General features: G+C 75.8%; 20 protein-coding genes. 7 read left to right on the top strand and 13 right to left on the bottom strand.

Going from position 1 to position 22651, the window contains the following annotated elements; all coding sequences use genetic code 11:
- Positions 1-106: 106 nt before the first annotated feature.
- From FHU37_RS10140 to FHU37_RS10130, 3 genes are all read right to left on the bottom strand, one after another.
- Complete coding sequence (locus tag FHU37_RS10140; protein WP_218903996.1) at positions 107-2527, bottom strand: serine/threonine-protein kinase; 2421 nt, start codon at positions 2525-2527, stop codon at positions 107-109.
- Positions 2494-4224 carry a S1 family peptidase gene (locus FHU37_RS28945; protein ID WP_179813888.1) on the bottom strand — a complete coding sequence of 577 codons (1731 nt, stop codon included), beginning with the start codon at positions 4222-4224 and terminating at the stop codon, positions 2494-2496. Before FHU37_RS28945 ends, FHU37_RS10140 begins: the two co-directional genes overlap by 34 nt.
- Before the next feature lie 154 nt (positions 4225-4378).
- Entirely contained in the window at positions 4379-4870 is a 492-nt protein-coding gene (locus FHU37_RS10130; RefSeq protein WP_179813887.1) for a MarR family winged helix-turn-helix transcriptional regulator, read from the bottom strand.
- Positions 4871-5012: 142 nt separating this feature from the next.
- Here FHU37_RS10130 and FHU37_RS10125 point away from each other — a divergent pair, with 142 nt between their 5' ends.
- The 3 genes from FHU37_RS10125 to FHU37_RS10115 all read left to right on the top strand — a co-directional run bounded on the left by FHU37_RS10125 (position 5013) and on the right by FHU37_RS10115 (position 6916).
- Entirely contained in the window at positions 5013-5543 is a 531-nt protein-coding gene (locus FHU37_RS10125; RefSeq protein WP_179813886.1) for a VOC family protein, read from the top strand.
- Positions 5544-5695: 152 nt separating this feature from the next.
- On the top strand, positions 5696-6166 hold the full coding sequence (locus FHU37_RS10120; protein WP_179813885.1) for a DoxX family protein: 471 nt from the start codon (positions 5696-5698) through the stop codon (positions 6164-6166).
- 102 nt (positions 6167-6268) lie between these two features.
- Positions 6269-6916, top strand: coding sequence for a class I SAM-dependent methyltransferase (locus FHU37_RS10115; RefSeq protein WP_179813884.1), 648 nt, complete (start codon positions 6269-6271; stop codon positions 6914-6916).
- 6 nt (positions 6917-6922) lie between these two features.
- Here FHU37_RS10115 and FHU37_RS10110 read toward each other — a convergent pair whose 3' ends face one another.
- A complete protein-coding gene (locus FHU37_RS10110; protein ID WP_179813883.1) occupies positions 6923-9496 on the bottom strand; it encodes a carbohydrate-binding protein in 2574 nt (857 codons plus the stop codon).
- Between the two features lie 76 nt (positions 9497-9572).
- Positions 9573-10646 carry a LacI family DNA-binding transcriptional regulator gene (locus FHU37_RS10105; protein WP_179813882.1) on the bottom strand — a complete coding sequence of 358 codons (1074 nt, stop codon included), beginning with the start codon at positions 10644-10646 and terminating at the stop codon, positions 9573-9575.
- Between the two features lie 780 nt (positions 10647-11426).
- On the opposite strand from FHU37_RS10105, the gene FHU37_RS10100 reads away from it, so the two are divergent.
- The 3 genes from FHU37_RS10100 to FHU37_RS10090 all read left to right on the top strand — a co-directional run bounded on the left by FHU37_RS10100 (position 11427) and on the right by FHU37_RS10090 (position 15201).
- Positions 11427-12017 (top strand): (2Fe-2S)-binding protein, encoded by a 591-nt coding sequence (locus FHU37_RS10100; protein WP_179813881.1) that lies wholly within the window; start codon positions 11427-11429, stop codon positions 12015-12017.
- On the top strand, positions 12014-13030 hold the full coding sequence (locus tag FHU37_RS10095; protein WP_179813880.1) for an FAD binding domain-containing protein: 1017 nt from the start codon (positions 12014-12016) through the stop codon (positions 13028-13030). Before FHU37_RS10100 ends, FHU37_RS10095 begins: the two co-directional genes overlap by 4 nt.
- A 119-nt stretch (positions 13031-13149) precedes the next feature.
- On the top strand, positions 13150-15201 hold the full coding sequence (locus FHU37_RS10090) for a xanthine dehydrogenase family protein molybdopterin-binding subunit (protein WP_179813879.1): 2052 nt from the start codon (positions 13150-13152) through the stop codon (positions 15199-15201).
- Positions 15202-15235: 34 nt separating this feature from the next.
- On the opposite strand, the gene FHU37_RS10085 is transcribed toward FHU37_RS10090, so the two are convergent.
- Positions 15236-16306, bottom strand: coding sequence for a LacI family DNA-binding transcriptional regulator (locus FHU37_RS10085; protein ID WP_179813878.1), 1071 nt, complete (start codon positions 16304-16306; stop codon positions 15236-15238).
- Between the two features lie 302 nt (positions 16307-16608).
- Between FHU37_RS10085 and FHU37_RS10080 the strand changes: the two genes are divergently transcribed.
- Positions 16609-18603 carry a glycoside hydrolase family 127 protein gene (locus FHU37_RS10080; RefSeq protein ID WP_179813877.1) on the top strand — a complete coding sequence of 665 codons (1995 nt, stop codon included), beginning with the start codon at positions 16609-16611 and terminating at the stop codon, positions 18601-18603.
- Between the two features lie 100 nt (positions 18604-18703).
- On the opposite strand, the gene FHU37_RS10075 is transcribed toward FHU37_RS10080, so the two are convergent.
- Genes FHU37_RS10075 through FHU37_RS10045 form a run of 7 tightly spaced genes read right to left on the bottom strand, consistent with a single transcriptional unit; the run spans position 18704 to position 22648 of the window.
- Positions 18704-19069: a gas vesicle protein K gene (locus FHU37_RS10075; RefSeq protein ID WP_179816158.1), complete on the bottom strand. Its 366-nt coding sequence runs from the start codon at positions 19067-19069 to the stop codon at positions 18704-18706.
- A gap of 29 nt (positions 19070-19098) precedes the next feature.
- The gene (locus tag FHU37_RS10070; RefSeq protein WP_218904391.1) at positions 19099-19368 is read right to left on the bottom strand and encodes a gas vesicle protein; all 270 of its coding nucleotides are present in this window, start codon (positions 19366-19368) and stop codon (positions 19099-19101) included.
- 5 nt (positions 19369-19373) lie between these two features.
- On the bottom strand, positions 19374-20234 hold the full coding sequence (locus FHU37_RS10065; RefSeq protein ID WP_179813875.1) for a GvpL/GvpF family gas vesicle protein: 861 nt from the start codon (positions 20232-20234) through the stop codon (positions 19374-19376).
- A gap of 3 nt (positions 20235-20237) precedes the next feature.
- Entirely contained in the window at positions 20238-20696 is a 459-nt protein-coding gene (locus FHU37_RS10060; RefSeq protein WP_246450783.1) for a gas vesicle protein, read from the bottom strand.
- Positions 20697-20738: 42 nt separating this feature from the next.
- Positions 20739-21872 (bottom strand): SRPBCC family protein, encoded by a 1134-nt coding sequence (locus FHU37_RS10055; RefSeq protein WP_179813874.1) that lies wholly within the window; start codon positions 21870-21872, stop codon positions 20739-20741.
- Positions 21865-22338, bottom strand: a complete 474-nt coding sequence (locus FHU37_RS10050) for a hypothetical protein (protein ID WP_179813873.1) — start codon at positions 22336-22338, stop codon at positions 21865-21867. The genes FHU37_RS10055 and FHU37_RS10050 overlap by 8 nt, the downstream gene beginning before the upstream one ends.
- A gap of 58 nt (positions 22339-22396) precedes the next feature.
- Positions 22397-22648 (bottom strand): gas vesicle protein GvpG, encoded by a 252-nt coding sequence (locus FHU37_RS10045; protein ID WP_179813872.1) that lies wholly within the window; start codon positions 22646-22648, stop codon positions 22397-22399.
- Between the last annotated feature and the right edge of the window lie 3 nt (positions 22649-22651).

The following is a 22651-nucleotide window of genomic DNA, read 5'->3' as shown; positions in this document are numbered from 1 at the left end:
CGCGCTCCTCGCCCCCTCTCCGCGGGCCGCGCACCCGCGCGGCTCCCGACATCCGTCCACCGCCCGCCCCGCCGCGGCGCCATCGGCCCACCGCGGCGCCACGGGCTCACCGCAGCGTCATGGGCCGCACCGCGTTCGCCAGGTCCACGAGCGCCCCGTGCTCCCCGGCGTGCCGGGCCTGCCGGGCGAGGTCGCGCAGCGACGTCTCCAGCAGTCGGCGCAGCCGCTCCTCGGTGGGCGGCTCGCCGAGCAGCGGGCCGGACGGCAGCCACTCCTCGCCGCGCTCGGTCAGGACCCGGTCCAGCGCCAGCTCCCGCACCTCCGCCGTCAGCCGGTCCCGGGCGTCACCGGCCGCCCCGCCCTCGTCCGGGTAGAGGTTCGGCAGGCGGCGGGCCGCCTCCCGGAACCCCTCCGCCGGCGCGGGCCCGTCGGCCAGCCGGCCGACCAGGATCCGTACGGCGGCGATCCGGGCCCGGGAGTGGTGCGGGGAGAACTCCGGCACCCGGTCCAGGATCTCCACGGCGCCCCGCCGGTCCCCGCGGGCCAGCCGCAACCGGACCAGGCCGAAGGCCGCGCTGCCCTGGGACCGGTTGCGGCGCCACACCGCCTCGTAGTAGCGGCCGGCCAGCTCCGGCCGGCCGAGCCGTTCCGCGCAGTAGCCGAGCGCCAGCTTGGGCGCGTACTCGCCGGGCAGCGCGGCGTAGACCGCGTCGAAGGCCGCGTTCGCCGCGGCGACGTCGCCCCCGGCCAGCGCCAGCAGCCCGCGGTGCCAGGCCAGCCGCCAGTCGCGCGCGGCGGCGGAACCGAGCAGGCGCGCCGCCGCGGCGAGCCACTCGCCGGCCACCGGGAGCCTGCCCAGCCGCAGTTCGGCCCGGCCGAGGCACAGGGCGACCTCCACGGTGCGCGGCCGGACGGCGCCCACCTGTTCCACCAACTGCTGCGCAGGGCTGCTCTCCAGCGCGGTCAGCAGGGCCGCCGCCGGGTCCTCCGGGTGCGGGTAGGGCACCGGCAGTTCGGTCGCGACCTGGTACGCCGTCGGCAGACCGGGATCCAGCACCTCCGGGCGACGCCAGGCCGGTTCGGCTCCCGGGGGCCCGGCCAGGAGCGACCGGACGCCACCCCACGCACGGAGCCACCCGGGCCCTGCGCGGTCCCCCGCGCCCCGCTCCGCGGGGGTGTTCGTTCCCGCCTCGGTGGCGGTGTCCGACGCCGCCTCGGCGGAAGGGGCGGCGTGCCCGGTCCACCGCTCCAGGCGGGGGACCCGACCGAGCCCGGAGTCCAGCAGCCCCGCCGCCGGGGCGAACAGCGTGGACGGCTCCGGGAACTCCCGTCCGGACCGCAGCGAGCGGATCTCCCGCAGCACGCCGCGCAGTTGCACGGCCATCTCGGTGGCCGAGGCGAACCGCTCGGCCGGATCACGACGGGTCGCCCGGTCGATCACCCGCCTCAGCGAGTCCGCGCCCAGACCCGGCGGCGGGGCGATCACGCCCTCCATCAGCTCCCGCAGCGTCACCCCCACGGTGTGCAGGTCGGAGCGCACACCCAGGCCGTGCCGGGCGATCTCGTCGGGCGGCAGGTACCCCCTGGTGACCACCACCGGCGTGTCCCGGTCGTCGAAGCGCCGCACCCCGCCGAGGTCGACGACCTTGATCCGGTTCTCGTAGTGGATGACGTTGTCCGGCTTCATGTCGCAGTAGAGCAACTGCTTGCCGTGCAGGTAGTCCAGCGCGTCGAGGATGCCGCAGCCGTACACCAGGACGTCCTCCGGCGACAGCGGCAGGCGTCCGTCGACCAGTTGCCGCAGCGACCGGCCCGGCACGAACTCCATCACGATGTAGTCGGTCGGCTCCGCCGGGTCGGGCCCCGGGTCCCCCCGGGCCTCCGGCTCGGTTCCCGGCGGCGGACCGGCGGCGACGGGCGGGTGGGTCACGTAGTTGACGATGCGGACGATGTTCGGGTGGTCGAGGTCGGTGAGGAAACGGCGCTCCGCGCCGGCCACCCGCCGCGCCGTGGCGTCGTGGGAGTCGATCAGGCCCTTCAGCACCACCGGGTGGTCGTCCAGCCGGGTGTCCTGGGCCAGGTACAGCCAGCCGAGACCACCGTGGCTCAGGTAGCCGGTCACCCGGTACTGGTCCGCCAGCAGATCCCCGGGGCGCAGCCGGGGCTCCAGGGAGAAGGGGGTGCGGCAGGCCGGGCAGAACCCCCTGCTGAGCGGCGGTTCCCCGCGGTGCGCCGCGCCGACGACGGCGTCGCAGCCCTCCTTGGCGCACGGCCGTCCACCCTCCGGCGGCCGCGGCCGGTCGATGACCAGCTCGCTCGGGTCGACCCGCAGGGTCGGCAGGGCCATCAGGTCGTCGCCGGAGGAGGCGGGCGCGCCGACCGGGGGCGGCGGGGGTGCCGGGGTGGGGCGCGCGGGAGGCGGACGCCGGCCGCAGTCACGGCAGAACCCGGTGGGGGCGATGGTCCCGGCGCAGCCCGGGTGGCGGCAGGCGGTCACCGGGTGGCCCCGGTGCCGGGGTCGGGGCACCGCCGCACGCAGTGCTCGACGGCACGGACGAACGCGGCCACCGCCGCGTCGGCCGCGGCCAGGTCGCACCGGCCGTCGTACAGCAGGTGGTGGGCGTCCCGGTAGGCGGTGGCCGCCTCCAGACACTCGGCGCGCCCGTGGTCGGCGAGCATCGCCTGGTAGGCGCCGAGCCGGCCGCGGAGTTCGTCGCGCCGGCCGAGGAGCTCCTCCAGCCGCCGCCCCGTCTCCTCGGCACGGGCGCGCGCCGCCAGGGCCGCGCGCTCGTAGCGCGGCAGGTCCTCCACCAGCCGGCGGTGGTCGCGCAGCGGGTCGGCCTGGCGCAGCGTGGTCAGCCCGATCCGCAGGCCGAAGGCGGTGTCCGGGGCGGGCGGGACGTCGGCCACCCGTCGTGCGACGTACGCCCGGCGCCGCCGCACCTCCTCCTCCACGGCGGCGACCCGCTCCAGCAGGTCGGCGATCCGGGCCAGCGCCGGCCGGACCACCAGCTCGGCCTCGGCGTGCCGCAGGCTCGGCGAGGTGGACCGGTGGAACACCAGCAGCAGCCGGCAGCCCTGGGCGACGAGCAGCCCCAGCAGGCCGAGGAGCGCCATCGGGTCGACGGCGTCGTCCACGCCGTCGACCAGGATGGTCAGCGGCACCGCGCTCACCCGGATCCGGTCGGTCGGGGAGGAGGCGTCCAGCCGCCCCACCATCCGGTCGGCCACCCGGGTGGCGACCTCGCCCACGGTGCGCCCGGCGACGTCGATGGCCAGGTCCAGACTGCCCACCGGGGGGACGGTCGAGGGCGGCAGCCCCGGCTCGGTCCCGGCGGCGGCCCCGGTGCCCCGGGTGGCGGCGGCCGGGGGGACGGCCCGGGCGGTGGAGCCGGGTGGCGGTTCCCGGACGGCGAGGCCGATGGCCCGGCGCAGCGCCGTCGAGCGGGTGGCGTCGGTGGGCTCGACCACGGTGATCCGCACGGCGGAGGCGTCCTCCCGTCCGCCCAGCCAGCCGGCGATCCGGGCCGCGAAGTCGGGATCGGGGGGACGGGCGCCCGGCCGTGAGGCCAGCGACACGTCCACCGCCTCCTCGCCGTCGACCCACCGCCGCACCTGCGGCAGGTGACGCAGGATCGTCTCGGTGGGGATCATGAACGAGGCGCCCAGCGACGAGCCGTCGTGGAAGAAGCCCACCACCATGCCGATGACGTGTCCGCTCAGCTGGTCGGTCACCGCCGCCCCGCTGAACCCCCGCTGCACCAACTCGCCCGGCCGCTCGGGGTCCATCTGCACCCACTCCCAGCGCGGGCCGGCGGTACCGGCGAGGCGGGCCTGCACGTACATGCCGTCGTCCAGGCCGTGCGGGTAGCCGTACATGCGGACGCGCCGGTTGCCGCTCGGTGGCAGGCGGTACAGCCGGGCGGCGCCGTCCGCGCGCTGCGGGCGTTCCAGCCGGAGCAGCGCCACGTCGCCGCAGTGGTCGTCGAGCTCCGGCACCCAGCCGTCCTCGCGGACCCGCGCCCCCACCGGGGTGCCGCCCCCGGCGAGGTCCACCAGGACCCGCCGGTCCGCCGGGGCGACGACGTGGGCGCAGGTCAGTACCGCGTCGGTGCCCAGCAGGATTCCCGCCCCCAGGATCCCGCCGTCGACGCTGCGGATGCGTACCCGCCAGGTCTCCTCTGCGGCTCGGTGGTCGGCGGGGATGCGCGTCTGGTCCCCCATGCGAGGGAGGATACGCGCGGGTAGCGGCGAAGTCGCTAGGTCGGACGGCGTGGAATGCCGCCGGCGCGGCCCCGGAGCCCGAGGGGGCGGCCCCGCCTCCGCCGCGCGGCGCGGAGGTGCCCCACCGGAGGCGTCGGCGCCCCGGCTCCGGTGGTCACCCCTCGTGGGGCGGTGCCGGGCAGCCGGACTCCAGGTCGTCCAGGCGGGCGATGATGCGCTCGTTGAGCCGGCGCAGTTCCCGCAGGTCCTCCGGGCTGAGGGCCTCCACCAGCACCCTGCGCACCTGGGCCACGTGGCCCGGCGCGGCCTCGGCCAGGGCGGCGAAGCCCTTCTCGGTGAGCACGGCGATCTGGCCGCGCCGGTCCTCCGCGCACGCCCTCCTCAGCACCCAGCCGCGTTCCTCCAGCCGGGCGACGGCGTGGGACAGGCGGCTCTTGCTGGACAGCGACGACCGGGCGAGTTCGCTCATCCGCATCGCACGCCCGGGCGCCTCGGAGAGGCGGACCAGGATCTCGTAGTAGGCGTGCGGCATGCCCGCTTCGCGCTGGAGCTGCAGGTCGACGGATTCCAGGATGCGCCGACTGGCCTCCAGGTGGGAGCGCCACGCCTGCTGCTGGTCGGCGTCCAGCCACTGGGGTGCGGTCATCCCTCAAGGATAAGACTGGTTGAGAGCTCAACTTCGGCGTGCTACTGTCCGACGTATTGGTTGAGCTCTCAACCAGTAGTTTGCCTCGGCCCGCGACCGGACAACCGCGACGGCCCGGACCACCGCCGTCCAAGGAGGGACCATGGGCGTCATCCGCCTCAACCACGCCGTGCTGTACGTCAGTGACCTGGAACGCTCCGTGGCCTTCTACACCGACGTCCTCGGCTTCCGGCGCGTCGACATGACCCCGGACGGCTTCACCGGCGCCGCCTTCCTGCAGGCGGCCGGCTCCACCAACGACCACGACCTCGGCCTCTTCGCCATCGGCAAGGACGCCGCCCCCAGCCGCGCCGGCCGGGGCGCCGTCGGCCTGTACCACCTGGCCTGGGAGGTGGATACGCTGGAAGAGCTGGAACGCGTCGCCGGGGCCCTCGCCCGGGCCGGGGCGCTGGTCGGAGCCTCCGACCACGGCACCACCAAGAGCCTGTACGGCCAGGACCCCGACGGGCTGGAGTTCGAGGTGGTCTGGCTGGTCCCGGCCGACCTGCTCGACGCCGATGCCCGTGAGGCCCGCAAGACCATCCGGCCGCTCGACCTGGCCCGGGAGCAGGCCCGCTACGGCGCCCGGACGCCCGGCGGCATCGGCGTCTCGTCGCCGGCCCCCGCCGCCTGAGAAGCGTCGGCCGCCGCCCCGCCCGCCCCACCGCGCCCCGCTCCTGACCGGGCCCCATCGATCCGCGCCGGGTGAGCGCCCTCCCCGGAACCTCCCCGCCCCCTCTCCGCAGCCCCGCGAGCACGACATCACCGCACGAAGGACACAGGACCATGACCACGACGAACACGACCGCGAAGACCACCACGCACCTGCGTGACCTCGCCCTGCTCGCCGCGCGCGTCGGCCTCGGCGTGGTGCTGATCGCCCACGGCTGGCAGAAGTTCGACGAGTTCGGCATCGAGGGCACCGCCGCCTCCTTCGACCAGATGGGCGTGCCCCTGCCCACCGTCTCCGCCTGGTTCGCGGCCCTGGTCGAGCTGGTCGGCGGCGCGGCGCTGATCATCGGGCTCGCCGTCCCGCTGGTCGGACTGCTGGTGGTGATCGACATGATCGGCGCCTGGTGGTTCGTCCACCGCGACGGCGGCATCTTCGTCGCCGAGGGGGGCTACGAGTTGGTCCTCACCATCGGGGTCGCCGCGCTGCTGCTGGCGGCGTTCGGCGCCGGCCGGTGGGGCCTGGACCGGCTGCTGTTCGGCCGGCGCTCCCGCTCCGACCGCCGGCAGACGGTCCCCGCCCACTGACCGCGCCCGCCCACGGACCCCTCGGCCGGACCCGGCCGAGGGGCGTCGCGGTGAACGCCGGACGCCGGCGCGCCCCAGCCCCCTGGGGCTACTGTCGCGGGCATGGTCGAACACGATGCCCTCAGTGCCACCCGCGAGGCGTACGACGCCGCCGCCTCCACCTATGCGCAGCTGTTCCGCGGCGCGCTGCGCGACCGGCCCCTGGACCGCGCGATGCTGAGCGCCTTCGCCGAGGTCGTCAACGCCGGTGGGAACGGCCGGGTCGCGGACCTGGGGTGTGGACCCGGCGATGTCACCGCTCACCTGGACGAGCTGGGGCTGGAGGCGTTCGGCGTCGACGCCTCTCCCGTGATGATCGAGCTGGCTCGGCAGGCCCATCCGGGCCTGCGGTTCGACGTGGGCTCGATGGCCGCGCTGGACATCGCCGACGGCGTGCTGGGCGGCGTGCTGTCCCGCTGGTCCATCATCCACACCCCGCCGCGGGAACTCCCCGTCATCGTGGCGGAGTTCCACCGCGTGCTGGCGCCCGGCGGCCACCTCCTGCTCGGCTTCTGGGCCGGCGACGACCCGTCCCACCCGCCGCAGGTCTTCGACCACGCGGTGGCGCCGGCCTATCGGTGGTCCCCCGATCACCTCGCCGCGATGCTGCGCGAGTCCGGGCTGACCGAGGTGGCCCGGATGGTCCGCGAGCCCCAGCCCGCGGACCGACGGCAGTTCCAGGAGGTGCACCTGCTCGCCCGCAAGGCCTAGGCGGGCTCATCCGACCAGCGGGGCGACCTCGATGCGGTCGAGGTCGGGAGCGGGCCCGCTGGGGTTGCCGAAGACGATGGTGTTCCGGCCCGCCTCCAGGGACACCGTCAGCGGCAGCGCCCACACGTTGCCCCAGCCGTAGGTGTTGCGGAACGTCACCCGGCGCGGCGCGCCGCCGCCCACGGTCAGTTCGGCCGACCGCGAGGCGATGTCGGCGTTGTACTGGTGGCCGTGGGCGCGGTCGCCGTTGGCGTAGTGGACCAGGAGGACGTACCGCCCGGCGTGCGGCGCCTCGATGCCGGTGAAGGTGACCGTGTTGGCGGTGCCGTCGCCGATGGAGCCCACCAGCCCGCCCCCGGACGCCCGGCCGTCGTCCCGGACGGTCGCCGTGCCGCCGAGCAGCGCGTCCGCGGCGCGGTGGGTGGCCACGCCCGTGGCATCGGCGGGGCCGGTCACGGTCAGGGCGTGCAGCGAGGCGGGGGTGTCGGTGGCCGGGGCCGCCGTGATCCGGTTGACGCCGGCGTGCAGGAAGACCCGCACCGGGTCGGCCGGGCCGGTCGACGTGCCGATCGGGTCCCCGCCGATGCGCAGGTCGACGGCCCCGCCGGTGCCGTCGACGGCGACGCGGTGGTAGCCGTCGGCCGCCGCGTACACGTCGAACACGGTCGCGGCGCCGGGCGGCAGGACGAGCCGTCCGGTGCCCAGCCGCCCGGAGAGCCGGTAGTCCTCGTGGGCGCCGCCGGTGGCCTCGGTGAGCGTGGCCGGGTAGTCGGTCGCCTCGGACCGCTCGGCCAGGTCGACGCGGTCGAGCACCACCCGGCCGGCGGCCCGACCCCTCGCCGGACCGGAGGCGGCGAAGCTCAGGGTGTGGGCGCCCGCGCCGAGGCGGACGGTCGTCTCCACCCTGCCCAGGTACCGCCAGTTGAGGGTGGACGGGCAGTCGATCACCCGGGCCGGTCCGCCGTCGATCCGCAGGAACTGCCGAGCGGGGGCGCCGTCGGGGTTGCCGTAGAGGACGCCCAGCGTGTAGTCGCCGTCGCGGGGCACGGTGACCGTGAGGTCGAGCCGGCCGTCGGCCGTGCCGAGCGGGGCGGGGTACCGGGCGCCGCTGGTGGCGTAGTGGTTGGGGTCGTCCATCGGGAGGTCGTCGGGGTCGGCGGCGCCCGCGCCCTCGGCGCCGTCCGCGGCTTCGGTGTCGTCCGCGCCCTCGGCGGTGTCCGCGGCTTCGGCGTCTCCGGCGCCGCCGGTGAGGACGGCCTCCACCGCGGGCCAGCAGGCCCGCCAGGGCACGCGCGGTGCCTCCGGCAGGTCGGGGCCGCCGGGGGTGAGGGTGATCCGGTAGGCCGAGGTGCGGTCCAGACCGGTGAGCGGGACGGTGACCGTGCCGTCCGCCGCGACACGGCGCCGCTCGCGGGCCAGCACGGTCGGGGGCGGCGACGCGCCCTCGTAGCCGCTCCAGGCCGCCTCGGCAACGGTGACGGCGATCGTGTCGCCGAAGAGCGCCGGGTCGACGCCCCGCAGGACCACCTCGGCATCGCCGTCGGAACCACCGAGGACCACGTGGGCCTGCCGCCGGGCGGCGTCCACCGACGCCATGCCCTGCAGGGAGTCGACGACGTCCGCCCGTGGCGGGGTGACCCGCACGGTCTGCCCGGTCATGCCCGCGTACCAGTGGAAGAACCACCAGGAGCCGTTGGGGACGTGGGCGCGCACGGCGTTGCCGTCCAGGTTCCCGGCGACGTCCCAGTAGGCCTGGTCGGCGTCCACCTTGGTGTCCTCGAACATCGACACCCACTGCACCATCTGCCCCGGCACCGACAGGTCGCGCCGGTTGGCGTACTCGTCGATGTTGATCGGCAGCGGCGCTATCCCGTTCGCCCGCTCCAACGCCCGGTAGTGCGCGTGGTGTCCGCGGTACTCCGCCAACGAGCTGGGGGACAGCTCGTGCCAGGTCATCACGTCCGGCAGCACGTCGTGGGCCTTGGCGTAGGGGAGGAAGTCCGCGAGCAGCCGGGCGTCGTAGTACGCCTCGTTCGGCCCGGCGATCCGCGCGGTCGGGTCGATCGACCGGATCCGCCGAAACACCGTCCGCCAGTCGGCCAGGAAGCGGTCGCGACGCCGCGCGTAGGCCGCGGGATCGCTGGTCTTCAGGTCGTACCAGATCCAGTCCGGCTCGTTGAACGGGACGTAGACGAAGCTCGCCCGGTGCGGGGAGGCGACCACCTGACGGGCGATCTCCTCCACCTTGCCCAGGTAGTCCTCGATGCCGAGGTCGTCGTACGGCCAGGAGGGGTAGGCGTCCTGGCAGTAGATCAGGATCTCCCGGCCGCCGTTGCGGAGGAAGGCGTCGGCGATCTCCAGGGCGTCTCCGCCCGGGTGCTGCAGGCCGCCCGGCGGCTTCTGGGCGGTGGTGGTGATCCTGAGCGGGCCCAGCAGGTCGTCGCTGGGAACCCCGTCGTCGCTGAGGCCGTAGAGGGTCCCGTTGCCGCCGTGCAGCACGGCCCCGGTGCGGTCGGCGAGGTCGACGGTGAGCTGCTGGAGGGCGGCCGCGGGTGACGGGGCGGGCGTTTCTGCGGACACGGCGCGGCCTTTCGGGGGGGGATCGGAAGATGGAGGACGGAGGAGCGGAGGCCGGGGGAGGGGGCGCGGGTGCGGGCTAGGGTGGGGGTGGGGCGGTGCTCTCGCGGCGCACCAGGGTGGCGGTGAGCGGCGGCGCCTCCTCGGACGGCGCGTCCGGGGCCAGTTGGGTGAGCAACCCGTGGAAGCAGGCCCGGCCGAGCTGGGCGAAGTCGAGCCGGACGGTGCTCAGGGCGGGCGTGAGGAACGCCGCGTGGGGGGCGTCGTCGAAGCCCATGACACTGACGCTCGCCGGGACGGAACGCCCCGCCTCGTGCATGGCCCGGACGACGCCGAGCGCGAGGTCGTCGTTGCCGCACAGCACGGCGGTGACGGCTGGATCCCGGGCCAGCTCCCGCCCCGCCCGGTGGCCGTCGGTGGCGTCCCAGCCCTCACCCGCCGGTCCCGGCACCACGGCGCCCGCCTCCCGCAGGGCCTGGCTCCAGCCGAGGGCGCGGGGGCTGGAGCCGCCGCGCACGGACGCCGGGATGGCGACGTGGTGCACCGTGCGGTGCCCCAGCGCCAGCAGGTAGCGGGTGGCCTCGGCCGCGGCCGCGCGGTCGTCGATCCACACCCGCGGCCGGGCCCCGCCGTCAGCCACCTCCGCCGGGGCCTCCACGGCGGCCGCCGCCGGCAGGCCCTCGGGCAGGGCCTCCCAGACCGCCTGGCCGGCCCGGTCGTAGGCGATCACCAGGACGCCGCCGCCGGCGTCGGTGGCGTGCTGGACGGCGGCGCGGACGTCCGAGGGCGACTCGCCCTCCAGGACGCGGATGCCCACGGCGTACCCGGTGGCGCGGGCGGCCTGCTCGATGCCCCGCAGGGTGCTGGCGTAGCCGTAGAGAGTGGTGTTGCCGGTGAGCACGGTGACGGTGCGGACCTGACCGACGGCCAGCGCGTGCGCGGTGGCGCTGCGCCGGAAGCCCAGCCGTTCCACGGCCGCCAGCACGCGCTCGCGGGTGTGCGGCGCCACGCTGGGGGATTCGTTGATCACCCGCGAGACGGTCTGGTAGGAGACGCCGGCGGCACGGGCGACATCGCGGATGCTCACCCCGGCGCGCCGCCGAGGCGGCTGCGTCGGGGCGCCGGATCCCTGCGTGTGACCGGTCACATCCATGGTCGGGATTGTGACCGGTCACATTTTTGGGCGTCAAGGATGGGGTGCCGCCGTGGCCGCCTCCGGCCGGGCGGGGCGATCCCGGCTGAGCTTCAGCGCGCCGGGCTTGGGCAGCTGGGGCTGGGTAGCCGGGCAGCCGGCCCGGGCCACTGGGCAGCCGGGAAACCGGGCTCGGGCAGGGGCCGTGCCAGGGAGGGGCATCCGTGCCAGGGAGGGGGTCTGGCCAGGCGGGCCCCCACCAGGCGGCTCGATTCACCCGGGTGAGCGTCGTCGGGAGGGAGGGGGAGCAGACGTGGCCGCGTGAGCACAAGCCCCCTCGCTCATCCTGTGGATGACCGCGGCGCCCCCTTGTTCAACTGGGGTAGCAGGGGTGTTGGGCGTGGCGCAAGACCCCTCCTCCAGCCTGTGGATGACCGCGGCGCCCCCATGTTCAACGGGGTTAGCAGATGGCGGATGGGTTGCGAAAGGGGGTGCTCCGAGCTGTGGATGGGGGGCCGATCGCCGGGGGAATTCCCACACCGCGCCACCGCCCTGCGCCCGCACTGAACGTCCGGTCGCGGGCATCCAAACGTCCGGTCGCGGGCATCCAAACGTCCGGTCGCGGGCATCCAAACGCCCGGTCGCAGACATCCAAACGCCCGGTCGCGGGAGCATCCAAACGCCCGGTCGCGGGCATCCAAACGGCCGGTCGCGGGCATCCCCGGTCGGGCGCGCTTGGAACGGCCTGCCCGGTGGTAGCTCCCCGGGCCGGACGACCGGCGAACGAGGGAGCGTGCAACCGTGGACGACACCGTGGACCTCACGGTCAACGGGCGACAGCACCGCATCACCGTGGACACCCGCACCAGCCTGCTCGACCTGCTCCGCATCGAGCTCGGCCTGATCGGCCCCAAGAAGGGGTGCGACCACGGCCAGTGCGGGGCCTGCACCGTCCTCCTGGACGGCCGCCGGGTCAACAGCTGCCTGGCCCTGGCCGTCGCCCACGACGGCGCCGACCTCGTCACCGTCGAAGGGCTCGCCACCGACGGCACCCCGCACCCGCTGCAACGGGCCTTCATCGAGCACGACGCCTTCCAGTGCGGGTACTGCACCCCCGGACAGCTCTGCTCGGCGGTCGGCGCCCTCGACGAGCTGGCCGCCGGCGAGCCCAGCGCGGTCACCACCCACCTCGCCGACCGGACGATCACGCCCGACACCGCGGAGATCCGCGAGCGGATGAGCGGCAACCTGTGCCGGTGCGCCGCGTACCCCGGCATCGTCGGCGCGGTCGCCGAGGTCGCCGGGATCCCGCCGGCCCCCGGGGCCGCGGCGGCGGCCGAGGTCGTGCCCGTGCCCGACACGACCGGCGGCGCGGAGGTGCGCCGCCCGTGAGGCCCTTCCGGTACGAACGCGCCACCAGTCCCGACGCGGCCGTCGCCACCGTGGCCGCCAACCCCGGCGCGGTGTTCCTCGCCGGCGGCACCAACCTGGTCGACCTGATGCGGCTCGGCGTCGCCCGCCCCGACCGGCTGGTCGACGTCCGCCGGCTCGCCACCGACACCGTCGAACCCCTCGCCGACGGAGGGCTGCGCATCGGGGCGGCCGTCACCAACAGCCGCCTCGCCGCCGACCTCACCATCCGCTCCCGGTACCCCGTGCTCGCCCAGGCCCTGCTCTCCGGCGCCTCACCGCAGCTGCGCAACCTCGCCACCACCGGCGGCAACCTGCTGCAACGCACCCGCTGCCCCTACTTCCAGAACGTCACCACGCCCTGCAACAAGCGCGAGCCCGGCAGCGGCTGCCCGGCCCGAGAGGGCGACCACCGCACCCTCGCGGTGCTCGGCCACTCCGAGGCCTGCGTGGCCACCCACCCCGGCGACATGCCGGTCGCCCTCGCCGCCCTGGACGCCACCGTGCGCACCGAGGGCCCCGCCGGGCCGCGCGCCCTGCCGGTGACCTCGCTGCACCGCCTCCCCGGCGACGAACCGCACCGCGACACCGTGCTCGACCGCGGCGAACTCATCACCGCCGTCGACCTGCCGGTGCTGCCGCTGACCGCCCGCTCCCGCTACCGCAAGGTCCGCGACCGCGCCTCCTACGCCTTCGCGCTGGTCTCCGTGGCGGCCGTGCTGGACGTCGCCGGCGGCACCATCCGGGACGTCCGCCTCGCCCTCGGCGGCGTCGCCCACGTGCCGTGGCGGGCCCGGCGCGCCGAGGAACAGCTGCTCGGGGCGGTCGCCACGGAGGAGAACCTGCGCCGCGCCGCCGAGGCCGAACTGGCCGCGGCGCGCCCGCTGCGCGACAACGGCTTCAAGGTCCCGCTCGCCCGCGACCTGATCGTCCGCACCCTGCTGGACCTGCTGGAACCCCTCCAGCGGCACGACCCCACGGAGGCGCGACCGTGAGCCCCGCACCCTCCTCCCCGTACCACCCGGGGCGTCGCCCCACGGCCGGCGGGCCCACGGCCGGTGCACCCGCGGCCGGCGCCCCCACCGCTGAGCCGCCGTCCGCGGTGGGCGCGCCGATGGACCGCGTCGACGGCCTCGCCAAGGTCACCGGACAGGCCCGGTACGCCGCCGACCACCTGCCGGAGGGCACCGTCTTCCTGTACCCGATCGGCGCCACCATCGCCCACGGCCGGGTCGCCGCCGTCGACGCCACCGAGGCCCTGGCGATCCACGGCGTCGTGGCCGTGCTCTCCCACCGCAACGCCCCGCGGATCGAGGCACCCACGCCCGATCTGGCCGTGCTGCAGTCCCCGGTGGTCGACCACCGCGGCCAGTTCGTCGCCGCCGTGGTCGCCGAGAGCCCGGTGACCGCCCGCGAGGCCGCCGCCGCGGTGCGCGTCCGCTACGAGACCGAACCGCACCGGGTCGAGCTGCGGGACGACGCCGAGGGGCTCTACGCCCCGGAGAAGATGCTGGTCGGCGCCACCGACAGCCTGCTGGGGGACGTCGACCGGGCGCTGCGGGAGGCCGTGGTCGGCCTGGACCGCACCTACACCACGCCCTACGCGCACAACAACCCGATGGAACCGCACGCCACGGTCGCCTGGTGGACGGAGGACGGCGAGCTGCGGATGCACGACGCCAACCAGGGATCGCACTCGATCGCCGCGGACGTCGCCACCGCCTTCGGACTGCGCCCGCACCAGGTCCGGGTCACCTCGCCGTACGTCGGCGGCGGATTCGGCTCCAAGCTGTACACCCACCCGCACGTGCTGCTCACCGCCCTGGCCGCGACGGCCGTGGGACGACCGGTCAGCTGCGCACTGACCCGCCAGCAGATGTTCACCTCGGTCGGCCACCGGCCGGCCATGATCCAGCGGATCCGGCTCGGCGCCGAGCCCGACGGGCGGCTGGTGGCGATCTCCCACGAGATCGTCCAGCAGTCCTCCGCCCACCAGGAGTACGCCGAGCACGCCGCCCGCCCCACCCGGATGATGTACGCCGCGCCGCACCGGCGGACCACGCACCGGCTGGCGCCGCTGCACCTGCCGCTGCCGACCATCATGCGGGCCCCGGGGGACTGCCCCGGGATGTTCGCCCTGGAGTCGGCGCTCGACGAGCTCGCCGAGGCGTGCGGGGTGGACCCGGTGGAGCTGCGGATCCGCAACGAGCCGGCCCTGGCGCCGGAGACCGGGCGGCCCTTCAGCAGCCGCCACCTGGTGGAGTGCCTGCGGGAGGGCGCGCGGCGCTTCGGCTGGGCCGAGCGCGACCCCACCCCGCGGGCCCGCCGGCAGGGCCGCTGGCTGCTGGGCACCGGCGTGGCCGCGGCCACCTATCCGGCCACCCGCGTCCCGGCCACGGCGGAGGTGACCGCGCATCCGGACGGGGACTACACGGTGGCCATCGACGCCTCCGACATCGGCACCGGCGCCTGGACGGTGCTCACCCAGATCGCCGCGGACGCCCTGCGCACCGACCCGCGGCGGATCCGGCTGCGCATCGGCGACAGCGCGCTGCCGCCGGCCCCGGGCGCCGGGGGCTCGCGCGGAACGGCCTCCTGGGGCACCGCCGTGCTGGAGGCCGCCCACGAGCTGCGCCGCCGCCTGGAGGAGTACGGCGGGCAGGTGCCGCCGGACGGGCTGCGGGCCCGGGTGGCCAGCGAACCGAGCGCCTGGGCCGACCGGTTCGCGATGAGCGGCTTCGGCGCGCACTTCGTGCGGGCCCGGGTGGACATGGACAGCGGGGAGACCCGAGTCGACCAGATGCTCGGGGTGTTCGCCGTGGGGCGCCTGGTGAACGCCAAGACGGCCAGGTCGCAGCTGTCCGGAGGCATGATCATGGGGCTGTCGATGGCCCTGCACGAGGGCACCCGGCTGGACCCGGCGCTCGGGCTGTTCACCAACGCCGACTTCGCCCAGTACCACGTCGCCTGCAACGCGGACGTCGGCCAGATCGACGTGGTCTGCCTGGACGAGGAGGACCCGTACGTGAACCCGCTGGGCGCCAAGGGCCTCGGCGAGATCGGCATCGTCGGCGCCGCCGCGGCCGTCGCCGCCGCCGTGTACCACGCCACCGGGGTGCGGGTGCGCGACCTGCCGATCCATCCGGAGCGGCTGCTGCGCGGCTGAACCGCCGCTCGGTGCCGGGGTCACCGGCCGGCGGTCAGAGGTCCGCCGGCCCGCTGGACTCCCGGATCACCAGCCGGCAGGGCAGCGCCCGCACCCCCGTCGACGGCCGTCCCCCGATGGCCTCCATCAGGCGCAGCGCGGCCACCCGGCCGAGCTCGCCCAGGTTCATGTCGACCGTGGTGAGCGGAGGCCGGCAGGCCGTCGCCATCACCGACCAGTTGTCGTACCCGACCAGCGCGACGTCCTGCGGCACCCGCCGCCCGAGGTCGCGCAGCGCGTCCGCCACGCCCCGGGCGATCTGGTCGCTGCCGCAGAACACCGCGTCGCAGTCGGGCGCCGCGCGCAGCAGGGTGTGCAGCGCCTGGCGGCCCCACGCCTCGCTCCACTCCCCGAAGTGCACCCGCCCGGAGGCGAGCGGCAGCCCCGCCTCGCGCAGCACGGTCAGCGCGCTGGCGGCGCGCACGATCGCCGCGTGGTGCTGCTCCGGGCCGGTCACGTGGGCGATGCGGCGCCGCCCGGAGTCGATCAGGTGGCGCACGGCGGCCCGGGCGCCGGCGGTGTCGTCCGGGACGACGGAGGCGTCCCGGGGATCCTCGGACGGGTCCATCGCGTAGACCACCGGCACGGTGAGCGGGCCGGGCAGCGGCGGCCGCGGACCGGTGTGGTGGCCGGCGACGATGATGCCGTCGATGCGCCGGGCCAGCAGCACCCGCAGGTGGTGCTGCTCCCGGATGGCGTCCCCCCGGGTGTCGCACAGCAGCACCGAGATCCGCCCGGCGCCGAGCGCGTCCTCGGCGCCGAGCAGCACCGGGGCGCTGAACCGCCCGATGCTGTCGGTGGTGACCAGCCCGACGGTGTAGGTGCGGCCGGAGATCAGCCCCCGGGCCAGCGGGCTGGGCTGGAAGCCGAGCGACTCGGCCGCCTCCAGCACGCGTTGCCGGGTCTGCGGGCGCAGCCGGCCGGTGCCGTTCAGCGCCTTGGAGACGGTGCCGCGGGACACCCCGGCGAGCGCGGCCACGTCGGTGATGGTGGCGCGCCCGCGTGAACCGGCCGCCGCGCCTGGTGGGCCGGCGGGGGCGGCTCCGGATGCTGGGGCGGGCGGCATGGAGAACCTTCACTTCCGCGTGCGGGCCGGCTCGGGCTGCCCGGCCGGGGCTCTGGGCGCCCCAGGATATCCGCCCCGGCCGCCGGGAGAACCGCCGGCCGCCGGGCGAGCACGCCGGGACGCCGGTGGCCCGGGGAGCTGTCCGGTGGCGGCCAGCCGGAACCGTTGACGCTCCCCTCCGACACTCCGTAGTTTCCCATTGGGAAACCGATTTCCCACGCCGCGCGGACCAGTCCGCGGACCGGTCCGCAGCCACCACAGACCCCGCAGCACAGCCCCCGCCGACCAGCCCCGGAGGAACCATGCCTGTCCGCCCCGACGGCACCACCGCCCAGCCCGGCCCCGTACGGCTCGGCGCGGACGCGCTCACCGCGCTCCGCCCCGCCGCCGACGTCCGGATCACCGCGGGCCTGTGGCACGAGCGCCGCCGCACCAACGCCGAGGCGGGCATCGCGCGCGGCGTCGCCAAGCTGGAGCGGGCCGGAAACCTGAGCAACCTGCGGATCGCCGCCGGCACCGAGCAGGGGGAGTTCCACGGGGACTTCCCGTTCCAGGACTCCGACGTCTACAAGTGGCTGGAGGCGGCGTCGTGGCAGCTGGCCGGCGACGACGCCCCGGACGGCCTGGCCGAGGACGTCGACCGCGTCATCGCCCTGGTCGCCGCCGCGCAGCAGGACGACGGCTACCTCCAGACGTACTACCAGGTCGCCAAGCCCGGAACGCGCTGGACCGAGCTCCGCTGGGGCCACGAGCTGTACTGCGCCGGCCACCTGGTCCAGGCCGCCGTCGCCCACCACCGGGCCACCGGCAAGGAGACCCTGCTGACCGTCGCCCGCCGCTTCGCCGACCACATCGACGCCACCTTCGGCCCCGGCAAGGCGGTCGACGGCGTCTGCGGCCACCCGGAGATCGAGACCGCGCTGGTCGAGCTGTACCGGGAGACCGGCGAACGCCGCTACCTCGACCTCGCCGGCTACTTCGTCGAGCGGCGCGGCGCCGGCCTGCTCCAGCGGGAGCAGGCCGGCGGGCCCGCCCCGGCCGCGGGGTACTGGCAGGACCACGTCCCGGTCCGCCGGGCCCGCACCGTCACCGGGCACGCGGTGCGCCAGCTGTACCTGCTGGCCGGCGTGGCCGACCTCGCCGCCGAGACCGGCGACCGGGAACTCGTCGCGGTGCTGGAGCACCTGTGGGCCGACATGGTCGCCACCAAGACCTACCTGACCGGCGGCCTCGGCTCCCGGCACGACTGGGAGCGGTTCGGCGACCCGTACGAGCTCCCCGCCGACCGCGGCTACGCCGAGACCTGCGCGGCCATCGCCTCCGTCCACCTCGCCTGGCGGCTGGCCCTGCTCACCGGCGACGCCCGCTACTCCGACCTGGTGGAGCGCACCCTCTACAACGGCTTCCTCTCCGGGGTCTCGCTCGACGGCGAGAGCTACCTCTACGTCAACCCGCTGCACGTGCGCGACGACCACGAGGACGAGGGCGGCGACCAGGAGGGCGGGCGCCGCACCCCGTGGTTCCGCTGCGCCTGCTGCCCCCCGAACGTGATGCGGATGCTGGCCAGCCTGCCGCACTACCTGGCGAGCACCGACGACACCGGTCTGCAGCTGCACCAGTACGCCACCGGCCGGGTGACCGCCGAGGTCGCCGGCGTCCCGGTGGCCGTCGAGGTGGAGACCGACTACCCGTGGCGGGGCCGGATCGCCCTGACCGTGCGGGAGGACGGGCCGGAGGGGGAGTGGACCCTGTCGCTGCGGGTGCCGCAGTGGTGCCGCGACCACTCCGTCACGGTGGACGGCGCCCCCGTCGGCGAGCGCGCGGTGGACGGCTGGCTGCGGCTGCGCCGCGCCTGGCGCCCGGGTGACACCGTGCTGCTGGACCTCGAGCTCGCGCCCCGGCTGACCCGCTCCGACCCCCGGGTGGACTCCGCGCGGGACAGCGTCGCCCTGGAGCGCGGCCCGCTGGTCTACTGCCTGGAGGGGGTCGACCAGCCGGGCGGCCGGGTGGACGACCTGGTCCTGGACACCGCCGGCGAACTGGTGGCCGAGCACCGCGCCGACCTGCTCGGCGGCGTGACCACGCTCGCGGCCACCGGGTGGCGGCGGCCCACCGCCCAGGAGCCGTCGTGGTGGCCCTACCGGACCGCCGAGACGGGGCGGCCGGCCGAGTCGGCCGAGTCGGTGGGTGCGGCGGCCGGTGCGGCGGCCGAGCCGCTGCGGCTGACCGCCGTGCCCTACTACGCCTGGGGCAATCGCGCGGCCGGGGCCATGCGCGTGTGGATCCCGCGGGGCTGACCGCCCACGCGGCCGGGTGCGCGGCCCGGGTGGTCCGGGCCGCGCACCCCCGCCGCACGCGGATCCCCGGCGCTGTGCACCGGCGCCGGGGATCGGGGAGTCAGGAGGGCGGCAGCAGGGGGCCGAGCGGGCCGAGGTCGAGGTTGAGGTCCTCCATGGTGAGGTCGTAGCGGGCGCAGAGCTCCCGCATCCGGTCGTGCAGGACCATCAGCGTGCTGCCGATGCGCTCCTCCTGCTCCTCGGTGAGGTCGCCCTGGTCCACGCGGTGCAGCGCCTGCCGCTCCATCAGCTGCCGGAGGAGTTCCACCAGGGTGAGCACCAGCTTGATCAGGTCCCGCTCCACGGTGTCCGGGTCGGTCTCCAGCCGCCGGGCCAGGCGCCGCGCCTCGCGTTCGGCCGGGACGTCCTCGGGGCCGGCTGGCAGCAGCTGGAAGGCGCGCGCCGCCGCCTCCGCCACCTCGTCCATGCGGCGGGCATGCGGCGGGCGTTCCTCGGTCACGGCCGCTCCGGTTCGGGCGCCGCTTCCAGCTCCGGTTCCGGGGCCGCGCGGCCCAGGCCGGGGATCCACGGCGCCGGGTTCTCCGCGTTGACGGCGTGGATGACCGCGCGCAGCGAGATCCGCACCAGGTCGACGTCCGCGATGGACAGGGTCAGGTCGCCGGTCAGCACGGCGCCACCGCTGAGCAGCCGGTCGAGCAGGTCGATCAGCGCGATCTCGCCGTCCTTCAGCGGGCGCACCTCGGCGGGGGCGGACAGCCGGGCCATCTCGGTCACGGGGCCGGCGCCTCCTCCCGGGATTCCGGCCGGGCCGGGGCGGGATCGGGGGGCGTCGCGAACGAGTAGGGCGCCCACGGCCCGGTGATCTCCACGCGCACCCCGTCCAGCCCCGCGACGGCGCGCTCCACCCGGGCCCGGAACTCCTCCGCCCGGCCCCGGGGCACCAGATAGGCGTCGTTGGCGACGTTCTGCCCCGGGCCGCGGGCGAGTTCGCCCTGCTGGGGGCGGTGCCGGGCCCGGTCGACGGCGAGCGTGCGGGCCTCGGCGTCGACGCGCCGCGCGGCCTCCTCGGCCGCCCGCCAGGCGTCCTCGCGGGAGTGCTGCTGCCGCCGGCGGCTGCGCAGGTAGGCACGGCCCGGGCTGTCCGCCGCCGCGCCGGCACCGGCGGAGGCGCCCGCCCCTGCCGCCCCGCCCGCCCCGGCCTCCCCGGCCGGCTCCGGGCCGGTGCGCGGGGCGACGTAGAGCTTCACCCCCCACTCCTCGTGGTCGGCCAGCCGGTCCAGCAGCGCGCCGAAGCCGCGTCCGCGCTCCCGGAGCATCTCCCGCACCCGGGCGTCGTCGCGGTAGACCGTGGCCAGGCGCAGCGGGAGCACCGTGGCGACCCCGGCCAGCGCCGCGACCACCCGGTTGTGGGCACGGGCCACCGCTTCGAGCCACGCCAGGTCCTCCAGGCGCCTGCGGAGCGGGCGCTCGTCGAAGTCCTCGGCCGGGACGTGGCTGACCGCGGCGACCATGCCGGCCTCCTCGACCAGGTGGACCGGAGCGTCGGCGACGCCCCGTTGGGCGCGCAGCGCCTCCTGGAGTCCGTCGGCCGGGCGGGTCACGGCGTAGGCGTAGCTGAGCGGCGCGCCCATCGGTCACCTTCCTCGCCGGTACACCCGGCGGTGGTGCTGGCGTTCGTGGCCGCGCTCGCGCCCGGCCCGGTGCGGCTGCGGCGGCTCGGCCTCCCGTTCCGGTTCGGCGGGGGCGAGCTCGGGCGGGGAGCGGTCCTCCCCGCGGCGCAGCGCGGCGACCTCGGCGCGCAGTCGGCGGTTCTCCTCGGCGAGCGAGCGGTGGCCGTCGGCGCGGGAGGACAGCGAGGGGTCGTGTTCCCACCAGTCGATGCCCATCTCCTTGGCCTTGTCGACGGAGGCCACCAGGAGCCGCAGCTTGATGGTGAGGAGTTCGATGTCGAGGAGGTTGATCTGGATGTCACCCGCGATGACGATGCCCTTGTCGAGCACCCGTTCCAGGATGTCGGCGAGGTTCGCGGACGATCCCTGGCCGTACGGGCTGACCGCCCTGGAGGGGGCGGGGCCGAGCCGGCCTCCACTCATCGGTTCGGTCACGGCGTACTCGTCCTCGATCCCGTCTCTCGGTCAGCGCCTCGCCACGAGCACGTGCCGGGGGCGCCGCCTGACGTGCGGCTCGTCGTCGTGCGGCCGTTGCCCGCGCCGCTCCTGGTGCCGGGGTTCCTCCTCGCGCCGCTTCTCCTCCCGCGGTTCCTCCTCGCGCTCCGTCTCCTCCTGCGCGCCCGGTTCGCCCGCCGGCCGTGGTTCCCCGCCGGCCTCCGGCGTCCCCCGCTCCTCGGGCTGCTCCTCGGGCGCCTCCGCTTCCTCCTCCTTCTCCGCCGCCTGCCCGGCCCGCGGCTCCTCGTGCTCCTCGCGCTCCCGGCGCTCGGCGTCCTCGTGGCTCAGCACCACCTCGCCGTCGCGGATCTCCCCGCGCCAGCCCTCGTCGGCCTCGCCCCGCATCATCACGAACTTGCGGTAGAGCTTGAGGTCCAGCCGGGCGCGCCGGCCCTGGGCCCGCCAGATGTTGCCGGTCTTCTCGATCAGCCCCTTGGGGAAGTACTCCAGGACGAGCAGCACCTTGGTGAGGTTGTCGCCGAGCGGATGGAAGGTCACCACGCCCTTGGTGGTGCCCTTGGCCCCCTCGGAGGTCCAGGCGATGCGCTGGTCGGGCACCTGCTCGGTGATCCTCGCCCGCCAGGCCCGGTTCGCCTTGGCGACCTTCACCTGCCAGTTCGTGGTGGTGTCGTCCTTGCGTTCGACGCTGACGACGCCCTTGGCGAAGCGGCCGAACTCCTGGTAGCGGGTCCACTGGTTGTAGGCGTGGCGCAGCGGGACGCCCACGTCGACGTCCTCGATGACGACGACGCTCTTGCCCTCGCCGGCACCGCTCTTGCCGCGGTCCTTGCCGAACAGGCCCTTGGCCTTGTCCGTCAGCTTCTTCCGCACTCCGGCGGCACCGAGGGACATGCCGATCCTGCCGGGGGACTTGCCCTCGCCGAGCTGCCGGCCGGCTTCGGCCAGCGGACCGAGCAGGTCCTTCGCGCCGGAGGAGGGGTCGGCGAGCTGTTTCGCCGCCTCGCCGAGCCGCTGGCCGAGGTCGGTGACCAGGCGCTCCGCGCGGGCCTGGGCGTACTCGCGCAGCTCCTCGACTAGCCGACCGACCGCGGGGTTGTTCAGCGCCTGCTCGCGCAGACCTGCTGTCGCCTTGCTGTCAGCCATCGTCCTGCGACCTCCTGCCACTGGTCGTGTGCCCGGGCCGGGCCGCCGCGCCGGCCGCCCCGGGCACGGCCCGGGCGGCGCGCGCGCCGCGCTGGAGGGCGCCGGCCGCGCCGGAGGACTCGTCCTCGTCCTCCCCGCCCTCCGCCTCCCGTGCGGTGGTCTCGTCGGTGTGCTCGCCGTGTCGGCGCAGGGCGCGGGTGCGCTCGTCCAGGGAGTCCGCCAGCCGGTCGGCCCGCGCGGTGAGCGCGGTGGTGGCGGCGGACTTGCCGGCCCGCAGCAGTTCGTCGCGGACCCGCTTGTTCAGCTCGCCCAGGGCCGGCGACCCGGCCACGGACCTGGCGAGCTGCCCGGGGCGCAGTCCCTTGCCGGCGAGCCACAGGGCCGTCGCGAGGGCGAGCTTCGTCTTCCGGGTGCGTCCCAGCACGTAGCCGCCCACCAGGGCCGCACCCAGCTTGGTACTGGCCATCGCGCCTCACTCTCCTTCCTCGGTCAGCCGGGGTCCGTGCGGTCGGGGGCCTTCCGGCTCACCGGCCCGGGCCCTCCCAGTAGGCGCGGATCTCCTCCAGGCGGTCCAGCAGCTCGTCCTCGCGCCGGTCGAACTCGGCCTCGTCGATCCGGCCGTCCAGCAGCTCCTGCTCCAGCTCCGCGAGCGCCCGCTCGACCGGCGCCGGGTCGTGGGCCTGCTGTTCGGCGGAGCGCCGGACCTGCTCCACGACCCAGCCGACGCCCCGCACCGGGGCGAGCGGGAGGGTGAGGAGCTGGGTCATCAGTCCCATGGG

Source organism: Allostreptomyces psammosilenae (assembly GCF_013407765.1).
Taxonomy (GTDB): domain Bacteria; phylum Actinomycetota; class Actinomycetes; order Streptomycetales; family Streptomycetaceae; genus Allostreptomyces; species Allostreptomyces psammosilenae.
Note: the sequence above shows the minus strand (reverse complement) of the source record. Positions and strands in the feature narration are given on the sequence as shown.

Excerpts from the sequence above, each read along its gene's own strand:
- FHU37_RS28945 (WP_179813888.1), bottom strand. The coding sequence starts at position 4,224 with ATGGGGGACCAGACGCGCATCCCCGCCGACCACCGAGCCGCAGAGGAG.
- FHU37_RS10130 (WP_179813887.1), bottom strand. The coding sequence starts at position 4,870 with ATGACCGCACCCCAGTGGCTGGACGCCGACCAGCAGCAGGCGTGGCGC.
- FHU37_RS10125 (WP_179813886.1), top strand. The coding sequence starts at position 5,013 with ATGGGCGTCATCCGCCTCAACCACGCCGTGCTGTACGTCAGTGACCTG.
- FHU37_RS10120 (WP_179813885.1), top strand. The coding sequence starts at position 5,696 with ATGACCACGACGAACACGACCGCGAAGACCACCACGCACCTGCGTGAC.
- FHU37_RS10115 (WP_179813884.1), top strand. The coding sequence starts at position 6,269 with ATGGTCGAACACGATGCCCTCAGTGCCACCCGCGAGGCGTACGACGCC.
- FHU37_RS10105 (WP_179813882.1), bottom strand. The coding sequence starts at position 10,646 with ATGGATGTGACCGGTCACACGCAGGGATCCGGCGCCCCGACGCAGCCG.
- FHU37_RS10090 (WP_179813879.1), top strand. The coding sequence starts at position 13,150 with ATGGACCGCGTCGACGGCCTCGCCAAGGTCACCGGACAGGCCCGGTAC.
- FHU37_RS10085 (WP_179813878.1), bottom strand. The coding sequence starts at position 16,306 with ATGCCGCCCGCCCCAGCATCCGGAGCCGCCCCCGCCGGCCCACCAGGC.
- FHU37_RS10080 (WP_179813877.1), top strand. The coding sequence starts at position 16,609 with ATGCCTGTCCGCCCCGACGGCACCACCGCCCAGCCCGGCCCCGTACGG.
- FHU37_RS10075 (WP_179816158.1), bottom strand. The coding sequence starts at position 19,069 with ATGGACGAGGTGGCGGAGGCGGCGGCGCGCGCCTTCCAGCTGCTGCCA.
- FHU37_RS10070 (WP_218904391.1), bottom strand. The coding sequence starts at position 19,368 with ATGGCCCGGCTGTCCGCCCCCGCCGAGGTGCGCCCGCTGAAGGACGGC.
- FHU37_RS10065 (WP_179813875.1), bottom strand. The coding sequence starts at position 20,234 with ATGGGCGCGCCGCTCAGCTACGCCTACGCCGTGACCCGCCCGGCCGAC.
- FHU37_RS10060 (WP_246450783.1), bottom strand. The coding sequence starts at position 20,696 with ATGAGTGGAGGCCGGCTCGGCCCCGCCCCCTCCAGGGCGGTCAGCCCG.
- FHU37_RS10055 (WP_179813874.1), bottom strand. The coding sequence starts at position 21,872 with ATGGCTGACAGCAAGGCGACAGCAGGTCTGCGCGAGCAGGCGCTGAAC.
- FHU37_RS10050 (WP_179813873.1), bottom strand. The coding sequence starts at position 22,338 with ATGGCCAGTACCAAGCTGGGTGCGGCCCTGGTGGGCGGCTACGTGCTG.
- FHU37_RS10045 (WP_179813872.1), bottom strand. The coding sequence starts at position 22,648 with ATGGGACTGATGACCCAGCTCCTCACCCTCCCGCTCGCCCCGGTGCGG.